The sequence below is a fragment of the Cupriavidus sp. UBA2010 genome, assembly GCF_002335265.1.
Lineage (GTDB): Bacteria > Pseudomonadota > Gammaproteobacteria > Burkholderiales > Burkholderiaceae > Cupriavidus > Cupriavidus metallidurans.
This window is the reverse complement of record NZ_DDCI01000017.1, coordinates 14723-31095: the sequence shown is the minus strand read 5'-3', so window position 1 is coordinate 31095 and position 16373 is coordinate 14723. Positions and strand designations below refer to the sequence as shown.

The following is a 16373-nucleotide window of genomic DNA, read 5'->3' as shown; positions in this document are numbered from 1 at the left end:
TGCCGCTCGATGCCGCTACTCGGGCTGGTTGCGTGCGTCGAGCAGGTCGGAAAGGCTCTTTGGCGCCGGTGTCAGTGGCTTGCGATGCTGCGTCCAGCCCATCTGCCGCGAGGGCGTCAGCGCCCGCAGCCGGGTGGCGGCCCAGCGGAACAGGCGGTACGTGGTGGGGTGGGCGAACGCGCCGCTCCAGAAGCGCCAGACCAGATGCTCGCGGCGACTGAACTTCGCGCCCTGGCCCTTGAGCGGGTGCGGCACGGCCTCGTCGGGGTTGCGGTTCGACTCAGTGCGCAGCCGCACCAGCAGCTGCGGAATCGGAATGCGCACGGGACAGACCTCGCCGCACGCGCCGCACAGGCTCGATGCCGTTGCCAGGTCGGCCGTGGCGTCGAGGCCGAGCAGGTGAGGCGAGATGATCTTGCCGATCGGGCCCGGATAAGTCGTGCCGTAGGCATGACCGCCGATGCGCGTGTAGACCGGGCAGTGGTTCATGCACGCGCCGCAGCGAATGCACTGCAGCGTGGCGCGTAGCTGCTCGTCGGCGTATGCCTGGCTGCGGCCGTTGTCGAGCAGCACCAGATGGACTTCGCGCGGACCATCTTGCTCATGTGGCTTGCGTGGGCTCGAGATCAGGTTGAAGTAGGTGGTGATGGGCTGCCCGGTCGCGGAACGCGTCAGCAGGCTGGAGAGCGGCACGATGTGCGACAGCTTCGCCACCACCTTCTCCATCCCCATGACGGCGATATGCACGTCGGGCACCGTGGTGGAAAGACGGCCATTGCCCTCGTTCTCCACCAGCCACAGCGTGCCGGTGTCCGCCGCCGCGAAGTTGACGCCGGACAGGCCGATATCGGCCTCGACGAACGCCTGGCGCAGCGCGCGGCGGCCGGTCTGGATCAGCGCATCCACGTCTTCCGTGTACGGCGTATCGGGGATGTGTTGCTCGAACAGCGTCGCGATATCGGCCTTGGTCTTGTGGATCGCCGGCATCACGATGTGCGATGGCTTCTCGCCGGCCAACTGGACGATGTACTCGCCCATGTCCGATTCGATGCAGTCGATGCCGCGCTCGGCCAGGTAATGGTTGAGTTCCATCTCCTCGCTGGCCATCGACTTGCCCTTGATCACGCGCCGGGCGGCGTGGCCCTGCGCGATCCGCAGGATGATCGCGTTGGCTTCATCGGCGGTCTCGGCCCAGTGGACCTGCATGCCGGCTGCGGTCAGATTGCCTTCGAGTTCGACCAGCAGGTCGGGCAGATTGGCCAGCGCGTGCTGGCGGATGGCTTCGCCAAGGTCACGCAGGTGCTCGAGTTCGTCACCGTCGGGGAACTGCACGGCCCGCTTCTGCTGAAGGAAGTCCATCGCGCCGCGAAAGCTCTTGCGCAGCTTGGGATCGTCGAGCGCGGCGCGCGCGCGGGCGCGAAAGTCCTCGGTGGGAACGAAATGCAGGGGTTGCTGGCTCATCGCGCGGTTTCTCCGTCGGTCACGATCACGACCCACAGCCTGCGTGGGCCGTGTGCGCCGTAGGCCAGCGTCTGCTGGATGTCGGAAGTCTTGGACGGGCCGGAGACCATCACCAGGTTGGTCGGCATGCCGTCCGACCAGTGCTCGGCACGCGCGGCGGCATGAAGGTCAGGGTGCAGCGTCGATGCGTAGACCAGCGCGATATGCGTGGGCGGCACCAGTGACATCGTGCGTGGTGATCCGGCATCGGGCGCCAGCACCAGCGTGCCGGTAGCGGCCAGCCCGGAGCGGGCCACGGTGAAGCCGGCATCGACGGTATCGAACAGTTCCGCCTTCCAGGCTTCCAGCGGACGGTCGAACGTTACGGTGTCGATGCTGGATGGCAGCGCCCGCGCAAGTGCGGCGCCTTCGGGGCAATCGCGGTCCAGCAGCAGTCGGCGCACCCCTTCGTCCGCCAGCCGCCGCGCGACCCATGCGGGCCAACTCGCAGCGTCGGTGCAGATCACGTCGGCGTGGGAGGCAGTCAAGGCGGCCTGCATCGAGGCGACCATCGCTTCGATCGACGGTGCCTGACCACGGCGGCTATCGAAATGCTCGTCGATCCGCTGGTCCAGTTTCTGGGTGTCTCCGCTCAGCGCCGCGCCGGAGGTGGGCGCGGCGGCACGCAGCCGCCCGATCATGCGCTCGCGCGCGCTCATCGACGTCATTCGGCACCTCCGGTGCGGCGCCACAGGAACGAAGCCAGATGCTCGACCGGCAGCGGCGCGCCGGTGTGGGCGGCGGCATGGCCGATATTGAGCAGGCAGCCGCAATCGGCGGAGACGAGCCGGTCGCACCCGGTGGCGCAGGCGGAGGCCACCTTGTCGCGCACCATCGCGCCGGAGATATCGGCGTGCTTGAGCGAGAACGTGCCGCCAAAGCCGCAGCATTCGGACTCGCGCTCATGCTCGACGCGTGTCACCCCGGGCAGCGCGTCCAGCAACGCCACACCGTGAGCGCGCGTACCCATTTCGCGGCGTGCCGCGCAGGATGTATGCAGCACCACGCGCTCGTGCGGCGCGTCGGCGGGCGTGGCGTCGAAGCGCACATGAAGCACATTGAGCAGGAACTCGGCGAGTTCGTAGACGCGGGCGGCAATGTCACGGGCCAGCGCAGCGGCTTCAGGGTCGCTGGGGTCGTCGGCAAACAGCGTGGGCCAGTGATGGCGCATCATGCCGGCGCATGAGCCGGACGGCACGATGATCGGCCAGGGTTCCCGGAACAGGTCCAGTTGCGCGCGGGCGACCTTGCGAGCCTGCTCGGGGTTGCCGCTGCTGTACGCCGGCTGGCCGCAGCAGCTTTGTCCGCGTGGAAAGTGAACGGTCAGGCCTTCGCGCTCGAGCAATCGCACGGCATCCAGGCCGGCCTGCGGAACGAAGAGATCAACGAGGCACGTGCCGAACAGGTACACCTGCTGTGGCGCGGTGGTGGGGTACTGCCTGGATTCCATTTGTCAGTCTCCGGATGGCGGCGCAACCTGCCCGGCAAGGCGCTGCGACATTTTTGGGCGCATAATTCCCGCTCTCGCGCCGGGGCACAAATTGGTTGGACCAGTTGCCGGAACGGCCGGATTTCAAGGGATGAGGGATGGGGGCAGGCAACGCACGCAACCGTGTGGAAGACATCATGCGCAGGATGGAGACCGCGCTGCTGGACGGCACCTGGCCCGTCGGCACGCGGCTGCCTGCGGAGCGTGTTCTGGCGGAGCAGTTCGGGGTGGCGCGCAACACGATCCGCGAGGCGATCCAGCGCCTGGCGGCGCGAAACCTGCTGCAAAGCCGGCGCGGCGCGGGCGTATACGTCACCGATCAATTGCGCACGGGCATCGCCTCGCCCTGGGGCCAGCTCGTGGCCGATCACCCGGCGCTGCGCGATGACATTCTGGAGTTCCGCCGGGTGCTGGAAGGCGCCACCGCCTACTTCGCGGCGTTGCGTGCAGATGCGTCGGATCTGAAGCGTATACGCACGCTGCTCAAGGAACTGGAGCGCTCGCGCATGACCGATGACAAGCGCGCCGAGGCCGATGCGGATGCGAAGCTGCACGACGCCATCGCGCAGGCGTCGCACAACACGATGTTCCTGCATCTGCATACCAGCGTGATTGGCATGCTGCGCGAGCACATCACGATCAACGGCACCGGGCTGCGCGAGGCCGATGATGAGTCGTCGGACCTGCTGCTGCGCCAGCACCGCACGCTTTGCGAGGCGATTCTGGCGCGCCGGCCGGAAGAAGCCCGCACGGCGATGCAGACGCACATCGACTTCGTGCGGAGCAAGGTCGACTAGTCTTTTCGCATATTGGTCGTACCAATTTCTGCGTACGACAAAGCAATGAAATCAAGCACTTGGCGGAGCGCCTACACAAGCCCGGCTGTGGTCAGTTCGCGCTTTACGTAGGCATAGAAGATCGGTCCCGCGATCACGCCGGGGATACCGTAGAGCGTTTCCATCACCAGCATCACCGTCAGCAGCTCCCATGCGGCGGCGTGTATACGCGCGCCGATGATCCGCGCGTTGAGGAAGTACTCGAGCTTGTGGATCATCACCAGGAACAGCAGCGACACCACCGCAATTGGTAGCGAGACCGAGAGCGAGGCGATGACGATGGCCGTATTCGAGATCAGGTTGCCCAGCACCGGCAGCAGTCCGGCGATAAACGTGATGGCCACCAGCGTCTTGGAGAGCGGCAGGTGCTGGTGGAACAGGGGCAGCAGCACCAGCAGGTAGATCGCGGTCAGGATCGTGTTGACGAGCGAGATCTGGATCTGCGCGAAGATGAACTGCGAGAACGCAGTCTGCAGCGTACGGGCCCGGTCCACCAGGGCCAGGGCTAGCGGGCGACGGTTCGGGCGGGAAATCGCGCGGTACAGCGCGACCATCGCGCCGATGATGAGGCCGACGAGGATATGGACCAGCGTGCGCAGGATATCGGCGCCGAGCCGCTGCGCCATCTGCGCGTGCTCGCGCAATGCCGAGATCAGGGTCGTGGCGAGTTCGTCGACCCCGTTGGGCAGGTAGTCGCTCAGCCAGGCTGGCAACTGAGCGCGAGAGCGGTCGATGATGTCGGCGGAATGGTCGAGCAGCCGGTCCAGCGTATTGCCGTCGCCGCTGACGAAGCGGATGAGCGCCCAGATGCTGCCGGTCAGCACCAGCAGGATGATGGTGGACAGGATCGCCACGGCGATGGCGTCGCGGCGCGAATGCAGTCGCATCAGCCGTGGCGCCAGCACATCCACCAGCGAATAGAGCAGCAGGCCGGCGAGCAGCGCGGACACCAGGTTGGCGTGCATCACCAGCAGCAGGGCCCCGGCGGTCAGCACGTACGACACGGCCTTGACGCTGAACCAGGCGGCGGGAGTCAGGGGCCGGGTTTGGTCAGGCTGTTCGGTGCTGCCGGTTCCGGCGCGGTTTTCGGTCTGTTCGGTGTCCAATTCGTTGTCCAACTGCGGCATATCTCGGCTGAGAGCGGGGCGTTGCGGAAATGAAGCAAGGAAGCAATCGCCACGATTGTCGATGCCGGGCGTAACAATGGCAAGACAGGATGACGAGACAAGCTGATAACGGGACAAACTGTGCGGACGATTGCTCGGGCGTGATATTTGCAGCACTGGCCTATATTGAAGTTCCGTGGCAGCCCTTCAGGAGACCACTTGCATGGCCTTCACGCATACCGTCGGCGTACGCCGGCACGTCTTTGACGATCTGCGCACGCTGCTGGCCAAGGCCAGCCCGGCCCGGTCTGGCGACGCCCTCGCGGGTATCGCCGCAGCCAGCGAAGAAGAGCGGATGGCGGCGCGTATGGCGCTGGCGGACATGCCGCTGGCGCATTGCCTTGCGGAGCCGCTGATTCCTTACGAGGCCGACGAGGTCACCCGGCTGATCGTGGACAGCCACGACGCGCAGGCGTTCGCGGCGCTTGCCAGCCTGACCGTCGGGGAGTTCCGGGACTGGCTGCTGCGGCACGATACCGATACGGCCACGCTGGCCCGGGTGGCGCCCGGCGTCACCCCCGAGATGGCGGCGGCCGTGAGCAAGCTCATGCGCAACCAGGACCTCGTGGCCGTGGCGCGTAAATGCGCGGTGGTCACCGCCTTCCGCAATACCATCGGGCTGCCCGGGCGCCTTGCGGTGCGGCTGCAGCCGAACCATCCGACCGACGACCCGCGCGGCATCGCCGCGTCGATCATCGACGGGCTGCTGTACGGCTGCGGCGATGCCACCATCGGCATCAACCCGGCCAGCGACAACCTTGGGGCGATCGCCACGTTGCTGAAGCTTCTGGATGACATTCGCACCCGCTACGAGATCCCCACCCAGTCCTGCGTGCTGACTCACGTCACCAACACCTTGCGCGTGATGGAGCAGGGCGCGCCGGTCGATCTGGTGTTCCAGTCGGTGGCTGGCAGCCAGGCAGCCAATGAAGCGTTCGGCATCTCTCTGGCGCTGCTCGAAGAGGCACGGCAGGCGGCGTTGTCGTTGCGGCGCGGTACGGTGGGGCACAACGTGATGTATTTCGAGACCGGCCAGGGCAGCGCGCTTTCCGCCAACGCCCACCATGGTGTGGACCAGCAGACCATGGAGGCGCGCGCGTATGCGGTGGCGCGCCGGTTCGAGCCGCTGCTGGTCAATACCGTGGTGGGGTTCATCGGTCCCGAGTATCTCTACGACGGCAAGCAGATCATCCGGGCCGGGCTGGAGGACCATTTTTGCGGCAAATTGCTGGGCGTGCCGATGGGCTGCGACGTCTGTTACACGAACCACGCCGAGGCCGACCAAGACGACATGGACAACCTGCTGACGCTGTTCGGCGTGGCGGGTATCAACTTCATCATGGGGGTGCCCGGCGCCGACGACATCATGCTGAACTACCAGAGCACGTCGTTTCATGACGCGCTGTATCTGCGCGAAGTCCTCGGCCTGCGGCCCGCGCCGGAGTTCGAGGCGTGGCTGCGCAAGATGGGCATTGTCGACGCGGGCGGGCGGTTGCTGGAGCCTGGTGCGCGTCAGCCGCTGCTGACCATGGCGGACATGCTTTGAACGGGAGGACGGACACCATGTCGACGCCAGCGAACCCCGAAGACCCGTGGGCGCGTTTGCGCCAGTTCACACGCGCCCGCATCGCCATCGGCCGCACCGGTCACGCGCAGAAGACCGCGTCGATCCTGGCGTTTGGCCTGGCCCATGCACAGGCGCGTGATGCCGTGCATCTGGCGCTCGATGTGGCGGCGTTGGATGTCGCGCTGCGCGATGCTGGTCTGGATGCGCTGCACGTGCTGCACGCGCATGGCGCAGCGGCGGATCGCGACCAGTACCTGCGTCGCCCTGACCTGGGCCGGAGTCTCGATGCCGAGAGCCGCGCGCGACTCGTTCCATCGGCGCAGCCATACGATGTCGTCTTCGTGATCGCCGACGGGCTTTCCGCACTGGCCGCCCAGCGTCACGCGCTGCCGCTGCTGCAGGCCGTGCTGGCGCGTCTGCATGACTGGCGGGTTGGACCGGTGGTGGTCGCGCGGCAATCGCGGGTGGCGTTGGGCGACGAGATCGGCGAGCGCCTTGGCGCGCGGCAGGTGGCGATGCTGATTGGCGAGCGTCCGGGGCTCAGTTCGCCGGATAGCCTTGGGATCTACCTGACATTCGACCCCCGCGTGGGGCGCACGGATGCACAGCGCAACTGCATCTCCAACGTGCGGCCCGAAGGACTGTCCTATGCGCAGGCGGCGGACAGGCTGGTGTTCCTGATGCGAGGGGCGGTAGCGCTCGGTCGGTCCGGCGTGGACCTGAAAGACGACAGCGCCACCGTGTCGGCGGCGCTGTCACACCCCTGAAGACATGAGAGATGGGGGCTACATCATGCGGTGCGAGAACTTGCCGCTTGCCGCATCGCTCATCAACGTCATGAACTGATCGCGTTGCATGTGCACGAGTTCCATGTGGTCGCCGGCCTCGAACCAGACTTCCGGTTCGTCGAACAGGCTTTCGTCCACGTAGGTCTGCATGCCGTACGACATCGCGCAAGGCGGGATGGCGCCGAGGTCGCAGTCCTTGAACACTTCGCGGATCTCATCCTCGTGCGCGAGCACGAGCTTGCGGCCGGTCATCTCGCAGATGGTCGACATCTGCAGATGGTGACTCGAAGGAATCACAACCGCCACATAGCCGCCTTCGTCCTCAAGCAACAGCGTTTTGGCCAGACGGTTTCCTGGTACATGGGCAGCCTGCGCAGTGGCCATGCTGCTGAGGCTGTAGGGATGACGAATGATGTCGAACTGGCTGTTCATACGGCTGAGCCGGCCAGCCAGAGTGCCTGCCATTGCCATGATTGCCTTCCTTCCCACGCGAGCCACGCGCAGTTTAGTCCTGAGTGTTCTCACTATAGGCACTGTCGGCACCGCCGGCACGGATGCGCGGCCAGATCGCCTGCAGCTCTGTTCTCAGGAACGTAAGCAGGTAGCGCGTTGCCATGGTCTGGTAGCGATTGGGCATGGTCAGCATGTACAGCTTGCTGCCGAACGCACTGATCTGATAGTCGCCGAGCAGCGATTCCAGCGCGCCGCTGGCCAGTTCCTTGTCCACGGCATAGAGCGGAAAAATGCCGATGCCGAGCCCGCCGACCACGGCCTCCTTGAGGAACGCGAAGTTTTCGGAACTCAGGGTTGGCTCCAGCACCACCTGTTCGCGCTCGGCCGTGCCGTCGCGTGTGCCCGACACCTTGAGTTTCTGCCCGATCGGCGACGCGCACACGATCGCATGGGTCGTCAGGTCGGCCAGTACCGCGGGCGGCGTGCGTCCGGCCAGATACGACGGCGCGGCGCAAAGCAGCCAGTCCACCCCGCCGATTTCGGTGGCAACGACCGAGTCGGGGGGCGTGGAGATGATGCGCAGCGCCACTTCCACATCCTCGGAGACGAGGTTGTGGATGCGGTTGTCGAACACGACGTCGAGCGTGATATCGGGATAGCGCTGCTTGAAGCGCACCAGCAGCGGCGAGATCATCGTGTGACCCAGCCCAGTGGGTACCGACAGCCGCACATGGCCCTGGAGGCTCTTGCCCATGCTGCTGATCAGCGCGTTGGCCGCGGCCACTTCGCCCAGGATGTTCTTGCCGTGCTCGTACAGTCCGGCACCCACCGGCGTCGGTTCCACGTGCCGGGTCGTCCGGCGCAGCAGTTGCACGCCGAGTTCCTCTTCCAGCGCCTTGAGGTGGTAGCTGACGTTGGCGCGCGTCATCTTGAGCTTGCGCGCGGCGGCGCTGAGATTGCCGGCGTCGACGATATCGACGAACAGGCGCAGGGCGTTGAGATCCATGGCGGGGAGGCGAGCGAAGGGCGCGTGCAAATAGAAAGGGGCCCGAAGGCCCCTCAGTTTGCCATGACTGCGGCGGGTGGCCGGTCAGTGCTCGTGATGCAGGTACTTGGCCTGGCGCGGCAGGCGCAGGCTGACCAGGAACGCCACCACCATCATCGCGGTGACATACCAGTAGAACGCGCTCTCGTGCCCGATCGACTTCAGGCCCAGCGCCACATACTCCGCCGAGCCGCCAAAAATGGCGTTGGCGACCGCGTATGCCAGGCCGACGCCCAGCGCGCGCACCTCCGGCGGGAACATCTCGGCCTTCACGATGCCGCTGATCGACGTGTAGAAGCTGACGATGGCCAGCGCCACGCAGATCAGCAACAGCGCCATCTCGGGGCTGCTGACGGTCTTGAGCGCGGTCAGGATCGGCACCGTGGCGACTGCGCCCAGCGCGCCGAACATCAGCATGTTGTTGCGGCGACCGATGCGGTCCGACAACATGCCGAACAGCGGCTGCATGCACATGTACAGGAACAGGCAGCCTGTCATCACGTAGCTGGCCGTCTTGATCGGCATGCCGGCCGTGTTGACCAGGTACTTCTGCATGTACGTGGTGAACGTGTAGAAGATCAGCGAGCCGCCGGCCGTGTACCCGAGCACCGTGAAGAACGCGGCCTTGTGGTGGCGGAAGAGCTCGCCCACAGTGCCGGCGCCTTTGCTGTTGCGCGACTGGGCGGTGGTCGTTTCATGCAGCGTGCGGCGCAGCAGCAGGGCCACCACCGCGGTGACCGCGCCAACCACGAACGGGATGCGCCAGCCCCAGGCCTTGAGTTCGGCCTCGGTCAGCAACTGCTCCAGGATCACGATCACCAGCACGGCCAGCAGCTGGCCGCCGATGAGGGTCACGTACTGGAACGATGAGAAGAAGCCGCGCCGGCCCTTGAGCGCCACTTCGCTCATGTACGTGGCGGTGGTGCCGTACTCGCCACCGACCGAGAGGCCCTGCAGTAGCCGTGCCAACAGCAGAAGCGCCGGCGCCAGGTTTCCGATGGCGGCATAGGTCGGCAGGCAGGCGATCATCAGCGAGCCGAAGCACATCATCGTGACCGAGATCACCATCGAGTGCTTGCGGCCGGTGCGGTCGGCGATGCGGCCGAATAGCCATCCGCCGATCGGCCGCATCAGGAAGCCGGCCGCGAATACTCCGGCGGTGTTCAGGAGCTGCGCGGTGGGGTCGGCTTTGGGGAAGAACGATGACGCGAAATAGATCGCGCTGAACGCATAGACATAGAAGTCGAACCATTCCACCAGATTGCCGGACGACGCGGCAACAATCGCGAAGATGCGTTTCTTGACTTCTTCGGGGGAGGGTGCCGTACCGGTGGTGACGGAAGAGGCGGTGTCTGTCATAGGACCTTCTGATTCTTGGCGGTGGGGCTTGCCGCCGGATGGGGGCGGGCGCAATGGGCGACGAGGCCAGGCGGTTCGTGGCGGGAGCGACGTCGCACACTGGGGCCCGTGTGCCTACTTAGCGTAACTCGTAAAACGAAGACTGCACAGCAGAAGTGCGCAGATGGTTGCCAGCCAAATTCGGAAGGGCCCAGCCCGCGCTGGGTTCGCGGAACATTGTCTTTACGGGTGAATAGTGTTTCTGCAAATGCTGGTGTGGGCTGGCGCGGAATTTGGCTGCCTCGCGCCTCACTTGACCGTATGGCTTGCATGACGCTTCACGCTGCGCAATGATGCTTGCGGATTGCGCCCCAGCCCCCTTATCCAAGTCTTTCCCGATATTTCCCGAAGCCTGCCAATGCCCGTTTTGCGTTATCTGCTGATTCTGCTGCCGCAGTTGTTGCTCATGCCATTGATCGCGCAGGCAGAACCCGATCTCGTGCAATGCCAGCGCGTCGATCAGTCGCAACTGCGTTCGGCGTCGGAGGAGACGCTGCTGTTCCTGCGCTGCCGCGCGCGGGAGATTTCTTATGAGGCCCCACGGCTCAAGGGCGTCACGCAGAAGTTCAAGGACGATCTTGTGTTCTCGTGCCTGGACCAGGCCGACGCTGTCGAGCATCAATTGCGCGTGAGCTATGGCTATACCCGCGAAACCCTCGCCAAAAAGAAATGTGATCGATAGGCTTCAATCTGGCTTATTGTCAAAAAATACTGTCGGTTCTGTCCAAGTCGCAGTGGATTGTCAAATTCGATAGTCCGCGTACCATTGTTCGCCTTCGTTATCGCATCTGAATCACCGGAGATTGCCATGGCCCTCGACGCCGAATCCTTTTCCCTGCTGCGCGCCTCGGTGCAGCGTTTTATCGACGATCGCCTGAAGCCGGCCGAGGACACGCTCGAAGAGATTGACGATGTGCCGGCCGATATCGTGGCCGACATGAAGGAAATGGGCCTGTTCGGCATCTCGATTCCCGAGAGCTACGGTGGCATCGGCCTGTCGATGTCGCAGGAATGCGATGTGGTCTACGACCTGGGCCACACGGCTTTTGCTTTTCGCTCGGTGTTCGGCACCAACGTGGGTATTGGCTCGCAGGGCATCCTGATGGACGGCACCGAGGAACAGAAGCAGACCTATCTGCCGAAGATCGCCAGCGGCGAGCTGATCATCTCGTTCGCGCTGACCGAGCCGAACGCCGGCTCCGACGCCGCCTCGCTGCAAACGCGCGCCGACCTCGACGGCGACCACTATGTGATCAACGGTACCAAGCGGTTCATCACCAACGCGCCGCGCGCGGGAGCGTTCACGCTAATGGCACGCACGGGTGGCCAGGGCGCGTCGGGCATTTCGTCGTTCATCGTGCCGGCCGATACCCCGGGCATCTCGCTGGGCAAGCCGGACAAGAAGATGGGCCAGCGCGGTACCAAGACGTGCGACGTGGTGCTGGAAAACGTGCGCGTGCCGGCCGCCAACATCATCGGTGGTGTTCCGGGCGTGGGTTTCAAGACGGCGATGAAGGTGCTGGACCGTGGCCGCCTGCACATCTCGGCGCTGGCCTGCGGCATGGCGCACCGGCTGATTACCGACGCCGTGGCGTACGCGAAGGAGCGCAAGCAGTTCGGCAAGCCGATCGGCGATTTCCAACTGATCCAGGGGATGCTGGCCGACAGCCAGGCAGAACTCTATGCGGGCCTGTCGATGGTGCGCGATTGCGCACAGCGATATGATGCGAAGCCGGCAGGCAAGAGCGATCCGGAAGTCAGCATGCTGGCATCGTGCACGAAGATGTTCTGTACCGAGATGGTGGGCCGCGTGGCGGACCGCGCGGTGCAGATCCACGGTGGCGCGGGTTATATCGCCGAATACAAGGCCGAGCGCTTCTACCGCGACGTGCGTCTGCTGCGCCTCTACGAAGGCACGACGCAGATCCAGCAGCTCATCATCGCCAAGCAACTGCTGCGCGACTGAGCACGGCTCAAGAAAGCCGGAACGATCAGGCCGGATGGGCCTGAGGGGATAGGAGACAGGATGAGCAGGTTCCAGGTAACGGCCTCGCAAGGGCCGGTCACGGCGGGGCAGCAGTCAAAGGTGTCCCAGGACGATCTCCGCGAAGTGCATCGGCTTCGTGCCGTGGTGGCGACGTATCGCACGACGCTGCAGGCTTACACGCTGGTCGTATCCCCGGACGAACTGATGTCGCTGGGCCGCGGCCCGGAACCGTCGCATTCGGCGCGCGACTATCGCGCGCAAGCCCATCTGGACCGGTTGCTGAACTCGGTACGCGACTGCGGTCTGGCGCTTCCCAGCGCGATCGTCGTCGCGGTATCGGGCGGCAGGATGCAATGCGAGTGCGATCACCTGTACACGCTCGAAATGCATCCACGCGATGGCGACCACCTGATCGTGCTGGACGGCTATGACCGTTTGGCAGCGCTGGCCAGCACCGGACGCGGGAATATCAAGACACTGGTGACCGCCGTGTTGTGCTGCACGGCCATCGACGGCGCGGCGGTCGAGTCCCAGCCAGCCAATGAAGCGGATCGCGCGATGATGCACACCTCCGCAGCCGCCCGCTGGGCCGGCGCGATGCGCGTCTGGCAATAACACCGGCTGCAGTAATAGCAGTAGCAATAGCAACGGCTTTGACGATTGCGCTGGCGGATGCGGCAACGGTGAACGATGCCGCCATCCTTGCTGTCACTGGGGAAATCGCTGGCAACGCCATTGCCACCATCACCACAGCTACCGCCGGGCCGGTTTCAACCGATCACGCCCACACGCCGTCCACATCGCGTAGCAGGTGTCCCGCCAGGATGTAGTCACCGAGGCGGCTCGCCTTGGCTTCGAGCTCCAGAAGATGCTGATCGGCCATCGTGCCGAGATCGAACTGGCAATACAGATTGCGTTGCCGGAACGTTGTCTTGGGTTTGCCAAGCCCTTCGATCAGGGCGTCATGGGAGCGGACAGCGATGCTCTCCTGTCCGCGGTACTGCACCTTGATACCGCGCTTCTCTCCGAGCCGTCCGAGTTCGACGGCGTCCTGCCATCCGGTCTCGTAATCCAGCTCAAGCGCAAGCATCTGCTCAGAGGCCAGAAGCCTGAGCGCTTCTGCCTTGCTGCTAGCTCGCACAATCGACATCCATACCTCTAGTCTGAATGATCACTGTATGAATATACAGTGATTGTCGTCAGGTCTCAAGGCTTGGGGGATGACGTTTCCGTCATCCCTCGCTGCATTGCCGGATCAGGGTCGGGCTGGTTCTGCTGGGGCGGCTGCGGGCGCGGTGCCGGGTTCCGCCGCCGTTGCGGCCGGGGTGCTTGCACCCGAGCTGAAATCCCCGGCAAATGCCTGCGTCAGCGTATTCGGACTCAGGTAACGCCGGATCGCGTCGTTGACCGCCTCCGGCGTGGCCTTGCTGATGCGAGCCTCCACTTCGGCCGTATGGGCCATGGTGCGGCCAAGGTAAAGCTGGTTCGCCAGCGCCCCAGCCAGCACGCCATCCCTTGTGCGGCTGATCAGGCCCTGTTGCAGTAGCCCGCTGACGGCTTCGGACAGCTCGACGGATGTGATGCCATCGCGCACAAAGCGTTGCATTTCTTGATCCACCGCGTCGCGCAGGCGCGTCTGGTTCTGCGGTGCGTAGACGGCCCATAAGGCAAAGCGTCCTGCGCGGTCGAGTGCGCCGATCGACAGCGAACTCGAGACACCGTAGCTGATGCCTTCCTGCTGCCGCAGCCGGTCGGCCAACCGGCTGCGCATACCGGTGCCGCCGAGCACTCTGGCTGCGATCAGCATCAGCGGGTAGTCCGGCGAGTCGTTGAGCAGATCGACGGGTTGCGATGCCAGGTACACAGCGTTGGCCTTGCCAGGCGTGTCGAGCGTGAAGTTGGCCGCCGGAATGGCGATGAACGGGCGATCCACGCGCTCGAACGGTACCTGGGCTCGCCAGTCGCCGAACAGGAACTGGATCTGCTTCGCGGCGTCGTCGGCGTCGAAGTCGCCGACGATCGCAAGTTGCGCATGGTCCGCGCCGTAGAACTGCGCATGGAACTCGCGCAGATCGGCCTGCGTCACTCTCCTGAGGCTGGCCACGCTTTCGTCGAAGGTTGGCGTGTAGCGTGGATCCTCGGCCGGATATGGGTTGCCATGGCGCCCGAGGGCGTTCGGCGCCAGCGCGTTGGGCTGGCGACGCTGGCTGTCCACACCCGCGATACTGCTGGCGCGCAGGGTTTCCAGTTCGGCCGACGGGAATGTCGGCATGCGCAGCACCGTGCGCAACAGGTCCAGCAGGTCGGGCAGGTAGGCGCGGTGCGTCTCGAACCGTACCGTCAGCCGCTCCGAACTGCCCGAGATCGATACATTGGCCTTGAGCGCCTCGAGCCGATCTGCAATCTGCTGACGGCTGAACACGCCCGCGCCACGGTCGAGCATTCCGGCTGTCAGCGAGCCAATCGCTGTTTTCCCTTGCAGGGACTGGGTATTGCCCAGATGCAGGACCAGCGTGCCATTGACCGCTTCGCCGCGCGTCGGCTTGGATAGCAGCGCCAGCTCCATCCCGTTTGGAAGCGTCTGGCGCACCGTGTGGGCGTCAATGTTGGTCGGGCTCGGGTCGAACGTGGGCACGGCCTGCGCGACAGCCTTGCCGGCGTAGTCGCGCACCAGCGCTGCCACGTCGGGCGACTGCGGAATGGTCGCAAGCTGGGGCTTGTCTCCCGGCAGGAACTCGCCGACCGTGCGGTTCGTCTGGCGCAGGTAGTTCTCCGCCACGCGCTGTACGTCTTCCAGCGTGGTGGTTTCCACGCGGTCGCGCGCGATAAAGAGCAGGCGCCAGTCGCCCTTTGCGATGGATTCGGACAGCGCCACGCCATAGCGTGCCGGATCGTTGAGAATCTTCTCGTACGCGTTACGCATCCGCACGCGGGCGCGATCCAGTTCGTCCTGAGTGACTGGCTTTGCGGCCAGTCCTTCGATTTCCGCGAGCAGCGCCGCGCGCACCGGCTCGATGGGCCGGTCCTTGCCTGTCCCTGCCGCGAACAGGATCACGCCGGGATCCTTCATCGCGTCGAACATCGACATCTGCCATGCGGCCTTGCGTGTGTCCACCAGCGCATGTTCGAGCCGCCCTCCCGGCGTGTCGGCGAGGATGACCGTCAGCAGCGCCAGGGCCGTGGTGTCGGGATGCGCGCCCGGCGCGACGTGATACATCGCGGCCACGATGCTGCTGTCGCCTGGGCGCGTCAGTGTCAGTTCCCGGGCGCCTTCCTGCGGCGGTTCCACGGTGTGCTCGGTCGGGAGCACGCGCGTGGGCCGCGGAATCTGCCCGAACGCCTGCTCGATCTGTGACAGCGCACGCACCGGATCGAACTGCCCGGCTACCACCAGCACCGCGTTGTCGGGCTGGTAGTAGCATCGATAGAACGCCTGCAGGTTCTCGATACCGACACGCTCGACATCGCTGCGCGCGCCGATCGGCGCCTTGGCGTAGTTGTGCCACCGATATGCCGCCGCGTACATCTGCTGTTGAAGCATCCGCATCGGATTGTTCTCACCGATCTCCATCTCGTTGCGTACGACCGTCATTTCCTTGTCGAGGTCGGCGCGCGAGATGAAGCTGTTGACCATGCGGTCCGCTTCCATCCGGAGCGCCCAGTCGAGGTTGTCGTCGCTGGCTGCAAAGGTCTCGAAATAGTTGGTGCGGTCCTGCGCCGTCGTGCCGTTGAACTGCATGCCGCGGCGGGCGAACTCGGTGGGAATCGTCCGGCCCGGCAATGACGGCGTGCCCTTGAACATCAGGTGCTCGAGCAGGTGCGCCATGCCGGTTTCGCCGTAGTTCTCGTGCCGGCTGCCCACGAGGTAGGTCATGTTCACCGTGGTGGTCGGCTGGGCGTCGTCGGGGGCGAGCAGGATCCGGAGGCCGTTCGGCAGCCGATACTCGGTAATGCCTTCCACGGCGGCCACGCGCTCCGCGCGGATGACCGGCGCTGCGGCTGGCGGGAGCGCGGCACTGCTCGGCCGCGCGGCGAAGGCGGGCACGGGCAGGGCGCTCAGGCCCGCCAAGATGAAGCAAGCCGCGCCGGTGACGAGGCTGGCGGCAAAACTGGTGACAAGACGACGCATGAATTCTCCGTAGAC

Annotated in this window: 15 protein-coding genes; 6 read left to right on the top strand and 9 right to left on the bottom strand. The window is 65.0% G+C overall.

The features are described from left to right. Nucleotides 1-15: 15 nt before the first annotated feature. The 3 genes from B2246_RS12795 to B2246_RS12785 are packed head-to-tail and all read right to left on the bottom strand — an operon-like array spanning nucleotide 16 to nucleotide 2950. Nucleotides 16-1461 carry a LutB/LldF family L-lactate oxidation iron-sulfur protein gene (locus B2246_RS12795; protein WP_008646179.1) on the bottom strand — a complete coding sequence of 482 codons (1446 nt, stop codon included), beginning with the start codon at nucleotides 1459-1461 and terminating at the stop codon, nucleotides 16-18. Continuing rightward, nucleotides 1458-2168, bottom strand: coding sequence for a LutC/YkgG family protein (locus tag B2246_RS12790; RefSeq protein WP_286882459.1), 711 nt, complete (start codon nucleotides 2166-2168; stop codon nucleotides 1458-1460). Before B2246_RS12790 ends, B2246_RS12795 begins: the two co-directional genes overlap by 4 nt. Beyond that, nucleotides 2165-2950, bottom strand: coding sequence for a (Fe-S)-binding protein (locus tag B2246_RS12785; RefSeq protein WP_008646181.1), 786 nt, complete (start codon nucleotides 2948-2950; stop codon nucleotides 2165-2167). Before B2246_RS12785 ends, B2246_RS12790 begins: the two co-directional genes overlap by 4 nt. A 137-nt stretch (nucleotides 2951-3087) precedes the next feature. Between B2246_RS12785 and B2246_RS12780 the strand changes: the two genes are divergently transcribed. Beyond that, nucleotides 3088-3786: a FadR/GntR family transcriptional regulator gene (locus tag B2246_RS12780; RefSeq protein WP_286882460.1), complete on the top strand. Its 699-nt coding sequence runs from the start codon at nucleotides 3088-3090 to the stop codon at nucleotides 3784-3786. 71 nt (nucleotides 3787-3857) lie between these two features. Here the strand turns inward: B2246_RS12780 and B2246_RS12775 are convergent, their stop codons facing one another. Beyond that, nucleotides 3858-4952: an AI-2E family transporter gene (locus B2246_RS12775; protein ID WP_286882461.1), complete on the bottom strand. Its 1095-nt coding sequence runs from the start codon at nucleotides 4950-4952 to the stop codon at nucleotides 3858-3860. Nucleotides 4953-5154: 202 nt separating this feature from the next. Here B2246_RS12775 and B2246_RS12770 point away from each other — a divergent pair, with 202 nt between their 5' ends. Further along, nucleotides 5155-6537, top strand: coding sequence for an ethanolamine ammonia-lyase subunit EutB (locus tag B2246_RS12770; RefSeq protein WP_286882462.1), 1383 nt, complete (start codon nucleotides 5155-5157; stop codon nucleotides 6535-6537). A 17-nt stretch (nucleotides 6538-6554) separates the two neighbouring features. Next, nucleotides 6555-7325, top strand: a complete 771-nt coding sequence (eutC, locus tag B2246_RS12765) for an ethanolamine ammonia-lyase subunit EutC (RefSeq protein WP_035883015.1) — start codon at nucleotides 6555-6557, stop codon at nucleotides 7323-7325. Between the two features lie 18 nt (nucleotides 7326-7343). Here eutC and B2246_RS12760 read toward each other — a convergent pair whose 3' ends face one another. From B2246_RS12760 to B2246_RS12750, 3 genes are all read right to left on the bottom strand, one after another. Then, entirely contained in the window at nucleotides 7344-7817 is a 474-nt protein-coding gene (locus B2246_RS12760) for an aminoacyl-tRNA deacylase (protein ID WP_035883017.1), read from the bottom strand. 34 nt (nucleotides 7818-7851) lie between these two features. Then, nucleotides 7852-8805, bottom strand: coding sequence for a LysR family transcriptional regulator (locus B2246_RS12755; RefSeq protein ID WP_008646188.1), 954 nt, complete (start codon nucleotides 8803-8805; stop codon nucleotides 7852-7854). Nucleotides 8806-8889: 84 nt separating this feature from the next. Continuing rightward, entirely contained in the window at nucleotides 8890-10203 is a 1314-nt protein-coding gene (locus B2246_RS12750) for an MFS family transporter (protein ID WP_011518113.1), read from the bottom strand. A 397-nt stretch (nucleotides 10204-10600) separates the two neighbouring features. On the opposite strand from B2246_RS12750, the gene B2246_RS12745 reads away from it, so the two are divergent. The 3 genes from B2246_RS12745 to B2246_RS12735 all read left to right on the top strand — a co-directional run bounded on the left by B2246_RS12745 (nucleotide 10601) and on the right by B2246_RS12735 (nucleotide 12844). Next, on the top strand, nucleotides 10601-10924 hold the full coding sequence (locus tag B2246_RS12745) for a hypothetical protein (RefSeq protein ID WP_008646190.1): 324 nt from the start codon (nucleotides 10601-10603) through the stop codon (nucleotides 10922-10924). A gap of 126 nt (nucleotides 10925-11050) precedes the next feature. Beyond that, complete coding sequence (locus B2246_RS12740; protein ID WP_011518115.1) at nucleotides 11051-12208, top strand: acyl-CoA dehydrogenase family protein; 1158 nt, start codon at nucleotides 11051-11053, stop codon at nucleotides 12206-12208. Nucleotides 12209-12268: 60 nt separating this feature from the next. After that, complete coding sequence (locus B2246_RS12735; RefSeq protein WP_008646192.1) at nucleotides 12269-12844, top strand: hypothetical protein; 576 nt, start codon at nucleotides 12269-12271, stop codon at nucleotides 12842-12844. 163 nt (nucleotides 12845-13007) lie between these two features. Here B2246_RS12735 and B2246_RS12730 read toward each other — a convergent pair whose 3' ends face one another. Then, nucleotides 13008-13379: a hypothetical protein gene (locus tag B2246_RS12730; RefSeq protein WP_008646193.1), complete on the bottom strand. Its 372-nt coding sequence runs from the start codon at nucleotides 13377-13379 to the stop codon at nucleotides 13008-13010. A 105-nt stretch (nucleotides 13380-13484) separates the two neighbouring features. Continuing rightward, a complete protein-coding gene (locus B2246_RS12725) occupies nucleotides 13485-16358 on the bottom strand; it encodes a M16 family metallopeptidase (RefSeq protein ID WP_286882463.1) in 2874 nt (957 codons plus the stop codon). Between the last annotated feature and the right edge of the window lie 15 nt (nucleotides 16359-16373).